Annotated in this window: 12 protein-coding genes; all 12 read left to right on the top strand. The window is 67.9% G+C overall.

Annotated elements, in window-relative coordinates:
* Nucleotides 1–7: 7 nt before the first annotated feature.
* Nucleotides 8–1,927, top strand: coding sequence for a TAT-dependent nitrous-oxide reductase (gene nosZ, locus BRAS3809_RS28370; protein ID WP_008965449.1), 1,920 nt, complete (start codon nt 8–10; stop codon nt 1,925–1,927).
* Between the two features lie 2 nt (nt 1,928–1,929).
* Nucleotides 1,930–3,318: a nitrous oxide reductase family maturation protein NosD gene (locus tag BRAS3809_RS28365; protein ID WP_008965448.1), complete on the top strand. Its 1,389-nt coding sequence runs from the start codon at nt 1,930–1,932 to the stop codon at nt 3,316–3,318.
* Nucleotides 3,315–4,235 carry an ABC transporter ATP-binding protein gene (locus BRAS3809_RS28360; protein WP_008965447.1) on the top strand — a complete coding sequence of 307 codons (921 nt, stop codon included), beginning with the start codon at nt 3,315–3,317 and terminating at the stop codon, nt 4,233–4,235. Before BRAS3809_RS28365 ends, BRAS3809_RS28360 begins: the two co-directional genes overlap by 4 nt.
* A complete protein-coding gene (locus tag BRAS3809_RS28355) occupies nt 4,232–5,062 on the top strand; it encodes an ABC transporter permease (RefSeq protein WP_008965446.1) in 831 nt (276 codons plus the stop codon). Before BRAS3809_RS28360 ends, BRAS3809_RS28355 begins: the two co-directional genes overlap by 4 nt.
* Nucleotides 5,059–5,604, top strand: coding sequence for a nitrous oxide reductase accessory protein NosL (locus tag BRAS3809_RS28350; protein WP_008965445.1), 546 nt, complete (start codon nt 5,059–5,061; stop codon nt 5,602–5,604). The genes BRAS3809_RS28355 and BRAS3809_RS28350 overlap by 4 nt, the downstream gene beginning before the upstream one ends.
* 10 nt (nt 5,605–5,614) lie before the next feature.
* Entirely contained in the window at nt 5,615–6,613 is a 999-nt protein-coding gene (locus tag BRAS3809_RS28345; protein ID WP_008965444.1) for an FAD:protein FMN transferase, read from the top strand.
* 463 nt (nt 6,614–7,076) lie between these two features.
* Nucleotides 7,077–8,852 carry a thiamine pyrophosphate-requiring protein gene (locus BRAS3809_RS28340; protein WP_008965443.1) on the top strand — a complete coding sequence of 592 codons (1,776 nt, stop codon included), beginning with the start codon at nt 7,077–7,079 and terminating at the stop codon, nt 8,850–8,852.
* On the top strand, nt 8,852–9,958 hold the full coding sequence (locus BRAS3809_RS28335) for an enolase C-terminal domain-like protein (RefSeq protein ID WP_008965442.1): 1,107 nt from the start codon (nt 8,852–8,854) through the stop codon (nt 9,956–9,958). Before BRAS3809_RS28340 ends, BRAS3809_RS28335 begins: the two co-directional genes overlap by 1 nt.
* Nucleotides 9,955–10,929, top strand: a complete 975-nt coding sequence (locus BRAS3809_RS28330; RefSeq protein WP_008965441.1) for a hypothetical protein — start codon at nt 9,955–9,957, stop codon at nt 10,927–10,929. The genes BRAS3809_RS28335 and BRAS3809_RS28330 overlap by 4 nt, the downstream gene beginning before the upstream one ends.
* Nucleotides 10,922–11,590, top strand: a complete 669-nt coding sequence (locus BRAS3809_RS28325; RefSeq protein ID WP_008965440.1) for a gluconate 2-dehydrogenase subunit 3 family protein — start codon at nt 10,922–10,924, stop codon at nt 11,588–11,590. Before BRAS3809_RS28330 ends, BRAS3809_RS28325 begins: the two co-directional genes overlap by 8 nt.
* A 1-nt stretch (nt 11,591) precedes the next feature.
* Nucleotides 11,592–13,295 carry a GMC family oxidoreductase gene (locus BRAS3809_RS28320; RefSeq protein WP_008965439.1) on the top strand — a complete coding sequence of 568 codons (1,704 nt, stop codon included), beginning with the start codon at nt 11,592–11,594 and terminating at the stop codon, nt 13,293–13,295.
* Nucleotides 13,273–13,716 (top strand): PPC domain-containing DNA-binding protein, encoded by a 444-nt coding sequence (locus BRAS3809_RS28315; RefSeq protein WP_008965438.1) that lies wholly within the window; start codon nt 13,273–13,275, stop codon nt 13,714–13,716. The genes BRAS3809_RS28320 and BRAS3809_RS28315 overlap by 23 nt, the downstream gene beginning before the upstream one ends.
* Nucleotides 13,717–13,829: the final 113 nt, after the last annotated feature.

Here is a 13,829-nt window from a genome sequence, read left to right as displayed (position 1 = left end):
GACGACGATGACGCACGACGACGACCAGACCAAACTCAGCCGCCGGCAGATCGTCGGCACCGCCGCGCTCGGGGCGGCCGGCGTGGCCGGCAGCATCGGCCTCGGCAAGAGCCTCGAGACCACGCCGGCCGCGGCGCAGTCGCGTCCCGCGCAGGGCAAGGCCGAGGTGGCACCGGGCCAGCTCGACGAATACTACGTGTTCTTCTCCTCCGGCCAGACCGGCGAGCTGCGCATCGTCGGCATGCCCTCGATGCGCGAGCTGATGCGCATTCCCGTGTTCAACCGCTGCAGCGCCACCGGCTGGGGCCAGACCAACGAGAGCCGCAAGATCATGACCGAGGGGCTGCTGCCGGAGACGCGCGAGCGGCTCAAGGACAGGCTCGGCATCTGGATGAACGGCGACACCCACCATCCGCACATGTCGTTCACCAACGGCACCTATGACGGCCGCTACATCTTCATCAACGACAAGGCCAACACCCGCCTTGCCCGCATCCGCACCGACGTGATGAAGTGCGACAAGATCATCGAGCTGCCGAACCAGTACACCATCCACGGCATGCGGCCGCAGAAGTTCCCTCGCACCGGCTACGTGTTCTGCAACGGCGAATATGAGGTGCCGCTCCCGAACGACGGCAAGGTGCTCGACGACAAGTCGAAATACTGGTCGATGTTCTCGGCGGTCGACGGCGACACGATGAAGGTCGCCTGGCAGGTGATCGTCGACGGCAATCTCGACAACACCGATTGCGACTACCAGGGCAAATACGTGTTCTCGACCTGCTACAATTCCGAGAAGGGCGTGACGCTGGCCGAGATGACGGCGAGCGAGCAGGACTGGGTGACGATCTTCAACATCAAGCGCATCGAGGAGGCCGTCAAGAAGGGCGACTTCAAGGAGATGAACGGCGTTCCCGTGATCGACGGCCGCAAGGGCTCGCCCTACACCCGCTACGTGCCGGTCTCCAACAGTCCGCATGGTCTCAACACGTGCCCGGACGGCATCCACGTCGTCGCCAACGGCAAGCTGGCGCCGACGGTGACTGTCATGGATGTGCGCCTGATCGACGGCCTGTTCGACGACAAGATCAAGCCGCGCGACATCGTCGTGGCCGAGCCGGAACTCGGCCTTGGGCCGCTGCACACCGCCTTCGACGGCCGCGGCAACGCCTACACCACGCTGTTCCTCGACAGCCAGGTCTGCAAATGGAGCATCGACCTCGCCAAGCGCGCCTTCAAGGGCGAGAAGGTCAACCCGATCATCCAGAAGCTCGACGTCCAGTATCAGCCGGGCCACAACCATTCCTCGATGGGCGAGACCAAGGAAGCCGACGGCAAATGGCTGCTGTCGCTGAACAAGTTCTCCAAGGACCGCTTCCTGAACGTCGGCCCGTTGAAGCCCGAGAACGATCAGCTGATCGACATCTCCGGCGACAAGATGGAGCTGGTGCATGACGGCCCGAGCTTCGCCGAGCCGCATGACGCCGTGATCGTGCACCGTTCCAAGCTCGAGGGCCGCGTGACCTCGATCTGGAAGCGCGACGATCCGTTCTTCGCCGACGCCCGCAAGCAGGCGGCGGCCGACGGCGTCACCCTGGAGAGCGACGCCAAGGTGATCCGCGACGGCAACAAGGTGCGCGTCTACATGTGGTCCAGCGCGCCGGCCTATGCGCTCGAGAAGTTCGAGGTCAGGCAGGGCGACGAGGTAACGGTCTATGTCACCAACATCGACGAGGTCGAGGACCTCACGCACGGCTTCTGCATCGTCAACTACGGCGTCAACATGGAGATCGATCCGCAGCAGACCTCGTCGGTGACGTTCATCGCCGACAAGCCCGGCGTCTACTGGTATTTCTGCACGTGGTTCTGCCACGCCATGCACATGGAAATGCGCGGCCGCATGCTGGTCGCGCCGCGGAACGCCTGAGGATGCGGCGGATGCGCCAGATCACGACATCGGGGCTGGCGGCGCTTCTCGCCGCCGGCCTCGCCCTGCCTGCTCGCGCGGCGACGCTGCAGGTCGCTGCCGGGACCGATGACCTGCAAGGCGTGCTCGATCGTGCCGCCGAGGGCGACGAGATTTCGCTGGCGGATGGCACGTATCGCGGGCCGCTGCGCGTCACGCACCGGCTCACCCTGGCCGGCGCTCCGGGGACGACGATCACCGGTGACGGCCAGGGCAGCGTCATCACCGTGACCGCGCCGGGCACGGTGATCCGCGGCCTGACCATCCGCGGCTCCGGCCGCTCGCTGGAGCAGATGGATTCCGGGATCTTCGTCGAGCAGGCCGCGCACGACACGCTGATCGAGAACAATCACATCGACGGCAATCTGTTCGGCGTCTATCTGCACGGCTCTGCAAATGCGCGCGTGCGCCACAACAGCATCATCGGCCTGCGCGCGACGCAGCCCGGCGGCGCCGGCAACGGCGTCTCGGTGTGGAACGCGCCGGGCGCCGAGGTGATCGACAACGACATCCGCTACGGCCGCGACGGCGTGTTCGCCATCGCCAGCCGCAACAACGTCTTCAGCCGCAACCGCTTCAGCGACCTGCGCTTCGCCGTCCACTACATGTACGCCAATGACGGCGAGATCACCGGCAACGTCTCGACCCGCAACATCATCGGCTACGCGATGATGTTCTCGAAGAACCTCATTGTACGAGACAACGTCTCCGACCACGACCGCGATCGCGGCATGCTGTTCAATGCCACCAACGGCTCGCAGATCTCCGGCAACAGCGTCATCGGCGGCCTGCAGCCGGCCGAGCGCTGGGCCACCGCCGAGAACCGCGGCGCCGACGAAGGCGTGCCGCAGACCGAGACGCGTGCGGCGGCGCCCACCGGCGGCCTTCGCCCGGGTCCGGAGAAATGCGTGTTCGTCTACAACACCAACAACAACCGCATCACCGACAACTGGTTCGAAGGCTGCGAGATCGGCGTGCACTTCACCGCCGGCTCCGAGGGCAACGACATCCGCGGCAACGCCTTCGTCAACAACGCCAGCCAGATCAAATATGTCGGCACCCGCCATCTCGACTGGTCGAAGAACGGCCGCGGCAACTACTGGAGCGACAATCCCGGCTTCGATCTCAACGGCGACGGCATCGCCGACACCGCCTACCGCCCGAACGACCTGATCGACCGCGTGCTGTGGACGGCGCCCGCCGCCAAGGTGCTGATCAACAGCCCGGCGGTGCAGGTGATCCGCTGGGCGCAGGCGCAATTCCCGGCGATCCTGCCTGGCGGCGTCGTCGACAGTCATCCCCTGATGTCGCCGCCCGTGCGCCGCACCGCTGCAGGGAGCACGCCCCGATGAGCGCCACCGTTCATGTCGCCGATGTGGTGAAGCACTACGGCCAGGTCGAAGCCGTGAAGGGCGTGTCGTTCGATCTCGCTGACGGCGAGATGGTGGCGCTGATCGGCCACAACGGCGCCGGCAAGACCACGCTGATGAAGATGATGCTCGGCCTGATCCGGCCCACTCGCGGCGCGGTCGCCGTGCTCGGCGGGAATCCCGCCGCGGGCGAATTCTCCGCGCGCCGGCAGCTCGGCTATCTGCCGGAGAACGTCGCCTTCGACGCCGCCCTCACCGGCCGCGAGACCCAGGCGTTCTATGCCAGGCTCAAGCGCGAGCCGGTGAACGATGCGCTGGCGCTGCTCGATGTCGTCGGCCTCGGCGAGGCCGCCAGGCGCCGCGTCAACACCTACTCCAAGGGCATGCGCCAGCGCCTCGGCCTGGCGCAGGCGCTGATCGGAAGGCCGCGCGTGCTGCTGCTCGACGAGCCGACCACCGGGCTCGACCCGGAGCTGCGCCAGACCTTCTACGAGGTCATCCAGCGGCTCGCGGCCGAGGGCACCACGGTGCTGCTGTCCTCGCATGCGTTGACCGAGCTGGAGGAGCGCGCCGGGCGCGTCATCATCATGAACCGCGGCCTCAAGGTCGCCGACGGCACGCTCGACGAGCTCCGTCGCCTGGCGCGGCTGCCGACGCGCATCCGGCTCAAGGTCGCCGAGCTGCCGCCCTCGGGTCCTCCGGCCTGGCTTCCCGCCGCCGCAACCTATCGCCGGATCAACGGCCACATCGTCGAGATCGACGCGGCGCCGGACGACAAGATCGATCTGCTGCACCGTGCGACCGCCGACGGCAGCGCCGTGCAGGACCTCGAGCTCATCCCGCCCAATCTCGACGAGCTCTACGCGCATTTCCTGCGCCACGCGGAGCCCCCGCAATGACCGGCCTGATCACCATCGCGGCCAAGGAAATCCAGCAGGCGATCCGCAATCGCTGGGTGCTGGCGGCGACGCTGCTGCTGGCCGGCCTGGCGCTGTCGCTGACCTTCCTCGGCAGCGCACCGACCGGCACGGTCGGCGCCCGCGCGCTCGATGTCGTCATCGTCAGCCTGTCGAGCCTGACGATCTTCCTGATCCCGCTGATCGCGCTCCTGATCGCGCATGACGCCATCGTCGGCGACATGGAGCGCGGCACCATGCTGCTGCTGCTGAGCTACCCGATCGCGCGCTGGCAGGTGCTGCTCGGCAAGTTCCTCGGCCACCTCGCCGTGCTCGCCTTCGCCACCTGCCTCGGCTATGGCGCTGCCGCCGTGGCGCTGCTGATCGGCGGCAGCAGCTTCGATGCCGAAGGCCTCGCCGCTTTCGCCGCGATGATCGGCTCGTCCGTCCTGCTCGGCGCCGTGTTCGTGGCGATCGGCTATCTCGTCAGCGCCGTGGTGCGCGACCGCGGCACGGCTGCGGGGTTGTGCATCGGACTGTGGCTGGCGCTGGTGCTGATCTACGACATGGCGCTGCTCGGCCTTCTGGTGCTGGACCAGGGCCGCAACATCTCCGGCGGCGTGCTGAGCGCGCTGCTGCTGCTCAATCCGGCCGACGCCTACCGGCTGCTCAACCTGACCGGCTTCGCCAATGTCAGCCTGTTCTCCGGCATGGCCGGACTCGCCGCGAGCAGCACGCTGTCGGTGCGGGCGCTGCTGGCAGCGCTCGTGCTGTGGACCCTGATCCCCCTCGCCGGCGCCACGCTGGCCTTCTCCCGGAGGGAGCTATGAAACGCCTCGCTCTCGCCTGCGCGCTCGTCGCCGGCTTCGCGCTCGCCGGCTGCAACGACAAGCAGGCTGCCGCGCCGCCGCCACCGATCAAGTTGACGCAGCAGGCGATCGGGCACTATTGCGGCATGAACCTGCTCGAGCATTCCGGCCCCAAGGGCCAGATCTTCGCCGCCAGCCTGATCGAGCCGGTGTGGTTCTCCTCGGCGCGCGACGCCATCGCCTTCACGATGCTGCCCGACGAGCCCAAGGACATCCAGGCGATCTACGTCTCCGACATGGGCAGGGCCACGAGCTGGGACAATCCGGGCGCCGACAACTGGATCGAGGCGCGCACGGCGCTGTTCGTGATCGGCAGCCGGCTGAAGAGCGGCATGGGCAGCGACGAGGCAGTGCCGTTCTCGGAGCGCGCGACCGCCGAACGCTTCGCCGCCGAGCATGGCGGCCGCGTCGTCAGCTTCAGCGAGGTGCCACGCGACTACGTGCTGAGCTCGGCGGAGGAGAGCACCGGCGCAGCCGAGCCGGATGCTGGGAAGGCCAATTGAGGTGCCCGTCATGACCCATCACTTCTCGCGCCGACGCTTCCTCCAGATCAGCGGCGCTATCGCCGGCCTCTCGATCGCTGCGTCGGAGATCTCTCGCGCGAATGCCGATGCCGGCCTGGTCGAGTGGCGCGGCACCTTGCTCGGCGCCGTTGCGACCATCAAGCTGCACCATCACGACCGCGGTGAAGCGGAGCGCCTGATCGCACTGTCGATCACCGAGGCGCGCCGGCTGGAGCGGCTGTTCAGCCTTTACCTGGCGGATTCGGCGCTGGTCGCATTGAATCGCACGGGCGTGCTGCTCGATCCGGCCCCGGAACTGATCGACATCCTCGCGCGGTCGCAGCGCTATGCGGAGCTGACCAATGGCCGCTTCGATGCCACCGTGCAGCCGCTCTGGACGCTCTACGCCGATCATTTCTCGCGCCCCGATGCCGATCCGCACGGTCCGCCATTCGCGGCCGTGCGCGACGCGCTGGCGCGCGTCGGCTACGCCAAGCTCTCGATCAGCCCCGACCGCATCGTGATGCCGCGCGGCACGATGCTCACCCTGAACGGCATCGCGCAGGGCTATGTGACGGACAAGATCGTCGATCTCCTCCGCCTCCAAGGCATCCAGCAGAGCCTCGTCGACATGGGCGAGGCCCGCGCGATCGGGCCACGGCCCGACGGCCAGCCCTGGGAGGTCGCGATCGAGGACCCCGAGCACACCGGGCGTACGGTGGCCATGCTTCCGATTGTCGACCGCGCGGTCTCGACCTCGGGCGCCTACGGCTTCCGCTTCGATCCGGAGGGCCGCTTCAATCATCTGTTCGATCCGCACAACGGCACCTGCGCGCAGCGCTACCGCAGCGTGACGACCGTCGCGGCGAACGCCACGGCGGCGGACGCGCTATCCACTGCCTTCAGCCTGATGTCGCCGTCCGAAATCCGCGCCGCGTTGCCCCGCGCCGGCATCGAGCGCGTGCACCTGATCGACGCGAGCGGAGCGGCGGTGGACCTCGTCGCCTGAGCGCATCCATCGCGCAGATTTGACAGCGCTGATGCGGGGCGTTCTGTTGGATCAGCTGTTCTGGTCTGCTCTCACCACCTCCACCAGTGTCATGCTCCGCGACGGTGGAGCATCCAGTACGCCGCGGCAGACGTGACTGAACCGAGATGTCACGGCGTACTGGATCGTCCGCTGTCGCGGACGATGACCGCGAGGGGCAGCCTTGAGACCGTTGCGTGGAGTTTTCGAAACACTCACCAAGATCAAGTGTCGTCGCGTCCGTGTGACCGGCGAAGCGGCGCGCTGCGGCGCACATTCCGGCTCGCACCCGTCTTTGCAATTGGAACCCGCTGCTCACCCGCCTCCTTGTTAGTTCGATTCCGAACATGAATTCTCGTTAAAGCGGCAACGTTTGCCGCCACGGCACGTTTGATGGACAGCAGCAGCGCCGCTCTCCCGTCACCTCCGATCGAGGATCACGTCCATGAACGTCAGCGAATTCGTTTGGCACCGCCTGTCCGAATGGGGTCTCCACCGCGTCTATGGATATCCCGGCGACGGTGTCGGCGGTCTCGACGTCGCGCTCGACAAGGCGAAGGACGTGATGAAATACGTCCAGGTGAGGCACGAGGAGATGGCCGCGTTCATGGCCTCGGCGCATGCCAAGTTCACCGGCCAGCCCGGTCTCTGCTACGCCACGTCGGGGCCCGGCGCGATCCATCTCTTGAACGGACTCTATGATGCGAAGATGGATCACGTCCCTGTGGTCGCGCTGGTCGGCCAGGCCGCACGGGCCTCGATCGGCGCGAGCTATCAGCAGGAGGTCGACCTCAAGACGCTGTTCAAGGACGTCGCCGAATATGTGGAACAGGCGACCGTGCCGGAGCAGGTCCGCCATCTCGTCGATCGCGCGGTTCGCATCGCTCATACCCGACGCACCGTCACCTGCATCATCCTGCCCAAGGATCTGCAGGAGATGGACTATGAGGATCCGCCGCTCACCCACGGCACCACGCATACCGGCCTCGGCTATGCCGGGCCGGCGCAGGTTCCACAGGATGCGCAGCTGCGCGCCGCGGCCGAGGTGCTGAACAGCGGGCGCAAGGTCGCGATGCTTATCGGCGCCGGCGCGCTCGGCGCAACCGACGAGGTCGTCGCAGTGGCCGAGCGGCTGCAGGCCGGCGTCGCCAAGGCGCTGCTCGGCAAGGCCGCCGTGCCCGACGATCTGCCGTTCGTGACCGGCTCGATCGGCCTGCTCGGCACCCGGCCGAGCTGGGACATGATGAAATCCTGCGACACCTTCCTGATGGTCGGCTCCGCCTTCCCTTACAGCGAGTTCCTGCCGAAGCCGGGCGACGCGCGCGGCGTGCAGATCGACATCGACGGCACCCGGCTCAGCCTGCGCTATCCGATGGAGGTCAATCTCGTCGGCGACAGCGCGGCGACGTTGCGGGCGCTGTTGCCGCTCTTGGAGCAGAAACGGAAGGACGGCTGGCGCAGCGGCATCGAGGACGGCATCCGCGACTGGTGGAAAACGCTCGAACGCCGCGCGATGGACTCGGCCGATCCGCTCAATCCGCAGCGCGTGTTCTGGGAGCTGTCGCCGCGGCTGCCCGACAACGCGATCATCACCGCCGATTCCGGCTCGGCCGCCAACTGGTACGCACGCGACCTGAAGATCCGTCGTGGCATGAAGGCGTCGCTGTCCGGCGGCCTCGCCTCGCTCGGCGCCGGCACGCCCTACGCGCTGGCCGCCAAGATGGCCTATCCGGAGCGCACCGTGATCGCCTGCATGGGCGACGGCGCGATGCAGATGAACGGGCTGAACGTGATGATCACGATCGGCAAATATTGGCGCGAGTGGAGCAATCCGCGCCTCATCGTGCTCGTGCTTAACAACCGCGACCTCAACCAGGTCACCTGGGAGGAGCGCATCCAGCTCGGCACCGGCAAGACGCTCTCGACGCAGAGCATCCCGGATTTCTCCTACCATCGCTACGCCGAGCTGATCGGGCTCAAGGGGATCTTCGTCGATGATCCCGATCAGGTGGGCGCCGCCTGGGACGAGGCGCTCGCGGCCGACCGCCCCGTGATTCTCGAAGCCTATACCGATCCGAACGTGCCACCCTTGCCGCCGCACATCACGCTGAAGGACGCCAAGAACTTCATCAGCATGATTCCGTCGGAGCCGGAGCTCGGCAGCGTGCTGAAGAACAGCGCCAAGGAGCTCGTCACCAGCATTCTGCCGGGGAAAGACTGATGCCCGCAGCGGTTCCCATTGAAAGCGTCAGCGTCGGCGCCTTCGAGATCCCGACCGATCGTCCCGAGGCCGATGGAACGATCAGCTGGACATCGACGACGCTCGTGCTGGTCGAGGTGTTCGCGCGCGGCAAGATCGGCATCGGCTACACTTATGCCCATGCCTGCATCGGGCGGCTGATCGCCGACACCCTCGCGCCGCTGGTCGAAGGCAGCGACGCGCTGGCGCCCGAACACACCTGGGCTGCGATGCAGCACGCGATCCGCAACCTCGGCCGGCAGGGTCTGGTGGCCACCGCGATCTCGGCTGTCGATACCGCGCTCCATGATCTCAAGGCGCGGCTGCTGGATCTGCCGCTCTGCGCGCTGCTCGGCAGCTTTCGTCAGGAGGTCCCGATCTACGGCAGCGGCGGCTTCACCAGCTATTCGGACGAGGAACTGCGCCGGCAACTGGCCGGATGGGTCTCCGAACAGCGCTGCGCCTACGTCAAGATGAAGGTCGGCTCCGAGCCTGCGCGCGATCCGCATCGGGTCGAGGTGGCGCGGCTCGCGATCGGCGAACGCGCGGCATTGTTCGTCGACGCCAATGGCGCCTACAGCGCCAAGCAGGCGTTGGGGCTGGCGCAGCCGTTTTCGGATCTCGGCGTGAGCTGGTTCGAGGAGCCGGTGTCGTCGGATGATCTGCCTGGACTGCGCCTCGTGCGCGAGCGCGCTCCCGCGGGCATGGACGTGGCCGCCGGTGAATACAGCTACACGACCGATCAGGTGCGGACGATGCTGCAGGCCGGCGCGGTCGACGTCCAGCAGGCCGACATCACCCGCTGCGGCGGCGTCACCGGCTTCCGGCAGATCGCCGCGCTGTGCGATGCGTTCCACATCGACCTGTCCGGCCATTGCGCGCCGTCCCTGCATCTGCACGCCGCCTGCGCCGCGCCGCGGCTGCGCCACCTCGAATGGTTTCACGACCATGTCCGTATCGAGCACATGCTGTTCGACGGCGCGCCGCAGCCGAAGGACGGCAAGATCCGTCCCGACCTCAGCCGTCCCGGCCATGGCCTGACATTCAAGCACGCCGATGCGGCGCGCTATGCCGTGAGCACGACATGAGCAACGACACCGATTGGCTGGTGGGAGCCGGCCTCGCCCTCTCCGCCATCGCCGCGACGGCGATGCTGCAACCGCGACCTCGGACCAGCCCCAGCCCGGCGCCGGCACGCCTGCCACCGCGCACAGGGCCGCACCCGCGCGCATCGGTTCGCGCCGCGCGCCGGCTCAATCGCGCCGCGGGCATGCTGGCGGCCTCGGTGCTGGCCGACAGCAGCGTCGAGCACTATCGCGGCTCGTTCAAGAACAAGGCGATGGTTACGCCGCTCGCGGTCTCTGCGCTGACGCTGGCGATGAGCGCGCACGGCACCGCCGACCGGCGGCCCTGGGCGCACCGGCTGCGCGACGGCAGCTATCTGCTCGCCGCCGCCACCGGCCTGATCGGCACCGGTTTCCACGTCTACAACGTGACGAAAAAAGTCGGCGGCTTCAGCTGGCAAAACCTGTTCTACGGCGCGCCGCTCGGTGCCCCGATGGCGATCCTGCTGTCGGGCCTGCTCGGCTTCTGCTCCGAGCGCGTGCGCGATACCAGCCGCGCGCGGCGGCCGCATGTGTTCGGCCTGCCGGCGGCGCGGACCATCGCGGCGGTCACCGCGGCCGGGCTGCTCGGCACCTCGGGCGAAGCCGGGCTGCTGCATTTCCGCGGCGCGTTTCACAACCCCTTCATGGCTGTGCCCGTCACGCTGCCGCCGCTCGGCGCGGCGCTGCTGTTCAACGCCGCCGCGCGCGATCCGGACGATGACGCGACCCGCGCGCATCCGCTGACACGCGCCTGGATGTGGCTGCTGGCGGCGATGGGTTTCATCGGCATAGGCTTCCACGCCTATGGCGTGTCGCGCAACATGGGCGGCTGGCGCAATTGGAGCCAGAACATCCTGGCCGGCCCGCCGCTGCCGGCGCCGCCGAGCTTCACCGGGCTGGCGCTCGCCGGCCTCGCCGCGCTCGGGCTGATGCGGGAGCATCCCGATGCATGACCGTTCGCGCCCGCCCGCGCTTCCGAACCGCTATCCCGACTACGACGTGCTCGCCAAGCGCAACGGGGAGTCGTGGAACGACAAGACGCGCGAGGTGATCGCCGAACGCCTGGCGGTGACGGCGACGCCGCTGTTCTTCTCGGCGAGCGAATTCCTGCTGCTCGAAGCCATCGCCGCGCGGATCGTTCCGCAGCCCTCGTCACGGCCGCCGATCCCGGTCGCCGCGCTGGTGGATCGCAAGCTGCACGCTGACGTCGCCGACGGCTACCGCGCCGACGGCATGCCGCGTCACCGCGACGCCTGGCGGCGCGGCCTGCGCGCGCTCGAGGCCGAGGCGCGCGCGGCGTTCCAGCGGCCGTTCGTCGAGCTCTCAGAGGCAACGCAGGACGAGCTGCTCCGTCACGCCGAGGCCGGCGAGCTGAAGGCCGCCGACTGGGGCGGCATGCGCTGCGAGGACTTCTTCAAGCGCCGCCTGCTGCACGACATCGTGCTCGCCTACTACGCCCACCCGACGGCGTGGAGCGAGATCGGATGGGGCGGCCCCGCCAGTCCGCGCGGCTATGTGCGCCTCGATGTCAACGACCGCGATCCGTGGGAGCCCGCCGAAGCCGAGCCCGGCCGCGAGCAAGAGGCCGCGAGGATCAACCGCCATGTCCGTTGAAATGTCCGATGATCCCCAAGCAACACCGCGCGCCATCGAAGGCCGCGCGCCCGATGTGTTCCGCCCCGGCGGCTGGGTACCGATGCGCTGCCACCGCGACGAGGACGCCGTCGATTTCGTCATCGTCGGCACCGGCGCCGGCGGCGGCACGCTGGCCTGCAAGCTCGCCGAATACGGCTTCTCCGTCGTCGCGCTCGATGCCGGCCCCTACTTCCGGCCGCTCGAGGACTTCGCCTCCGACGAGTCCGAGCAGACCAAGCTGTACTGGACCGACGACCGCATCAGCGACGGCGCCAACCCGCTGCAGCTCGGCAGCAACAACAGCGGCAAGGCGGTCGGCGGCTCGACGGTGCACTTCGCGATGGTGTCGCTGCGCTTCCGGCCCGAATGGTTCAAGTCGCGCACCCTGCTCGGCTACGGCGCCGACTGGCCGATCGACTGGCGCGAGATGTGGAACTACTACACCGAAGTCGAGCAGGCGCTGAAGATCTCAGGGCCCATCACCTATCCCTGGGGACCGAAGCGGCCGCGCTATCCCTATCGCGCCCACCCGCTCAACGCCGCCGCGCGCGTGCTCGCGAAAGGGTGCGAGGCGCTCGGCGTCTCCTGGACCGAGACGCCGCTCGCGACGTTGTCGGCGCCGCGCGGCCTCGCGCACCCCTGCGTCTATCGCGGCTTCTGCGTCGCCGGCTGCTCGACCAACGCCAAGCAGAGCGCGCTCGTGACCTGGATCCCCCGCGCGCTCGCCGCCGGTGCCGAAATCCGCGATCTCGCGATGGTCGGCCGTATCGAGGTCGACGATGACGATCTCGTCAGCGGCGTCCACTACCACCGCGGGGGTCGCTGGCATTTCCAGCGCGCGCGTAACGTCGTCGTCGCCGGCTATGCGATCGAAACGCCGCGGCTCTTGCTCAACTCGGCCACCGACCGCCATCGCGACGGCCTCGCCAACAGCTCCGGCCTCGTCGGCAAGAACCTGATGACGCAATCCAACCAGGCGGTGTGGGGCCTGATGGACGACGAGATCCGCTCCTACAAGGGTCCGCCCTCGCTCGCCATCACCGAGCATTGGAACTACCAGGACAAGGGCAAGGACTTCTTCGGCGGCTACGCCTATATGAGCCAGGGCCCGCTGCCGCAGCTCTGGGCCAACACCTTGGCGCAGGCGCGAGGACTATGGGGCGCGCGCCTGGTCGAGGAGATGACCAACTACAATCACGTCGCCGGCCTGAAGATCGTCGGCGAGATGCTGCCGCAGGAGCGCAACCGGGTCACGCTGGCGGATGAAGTCGATCAGTACGGCCTGCGCATTCCCCGCGTGACCTATTCCTGGTGCGACAACGACCGGCGGCTGATCGACCATTCGCTCGCCTTCATGACGCGCGCGCTAGAGGCCGCAGGCGCCAAGGACATCTGGACCCAGGACGACGACACCTGCCACCTCAACGGCACGGCGCGGATGGGCGACGACCCGCGCGCGAGCGTCGTCGATGCCGATTGCCGCAGCTGGGACATTCCCAATCTCTGGATCTGCGACGGCTCTGTGTTTCCGACCGTCGGCGGCGTCAACCCCTCGCTGACCATCCAGGCGATCGCCTGCCGGACCGCGGATCGCATCCGCGCGATGGCGCGGCGCGGCGAGCTCACCGGACAGCGCGCAACAGGGACGAGGACGGCGGCACATGCAACATCGGCTTCTTCATGAGAATGGCGGCCAGCGAACCTTCGCGCTCGTGCTGCAGACCGGCGACGAGGCGATGGACTGCCTCGGCCGCTTCGCCCGCGACAATCGCATCGCGGCGGCTGAGATCACCGGCATCGGCGCCTTCGCGAAGGTGGTGCTGAAATATTTCGACTGGGGCGACCGGGAATATCTCGACAACCGCGTCGAGGAGCAGGTCGAGGTCGCCTCGCTGACCGGCGACGTCGCCCTGGCGCCGGACGGCGCGCCCTCCATCCACGTGCATCTGGTCGTCGGCAAGCGCGACGGTTCGGCGATGGCCGGGCATCTCGGATCCGGTCACGTCCGACCGACGCTCGAGCTGATCGTCACCGAAAGCCCGGCACATCTGCGCAAGGTTCGCGACCCCGAGTCGGGGCTCGCGCTGATCCGGCTGGAGACGTGACGTCGAGGCATGCCGATCCGCGCCTCTGCCGTCTGACACCTGCTGCGTCCCGACGCATCGCAGCCCTGCGCGAATGGCCCGTCGTGTTACTTTGCCGCACATCGGCCGCTTGC

It is taken from the genome of Bradyrhizobium sp. STM 3809, assembly GCF_000239795.1.
GTDB lineage: Bacteria > Pseudomonadota > Alphaproteobacteria > Rhizobiales > Xanthobacteraceae > Bradyrhizobium.
The sequence above is the reverse complement of the archived record's forward strand: the minus strand, read 5'-3'. Positions and strand labels throughout refer to the sequence as shown.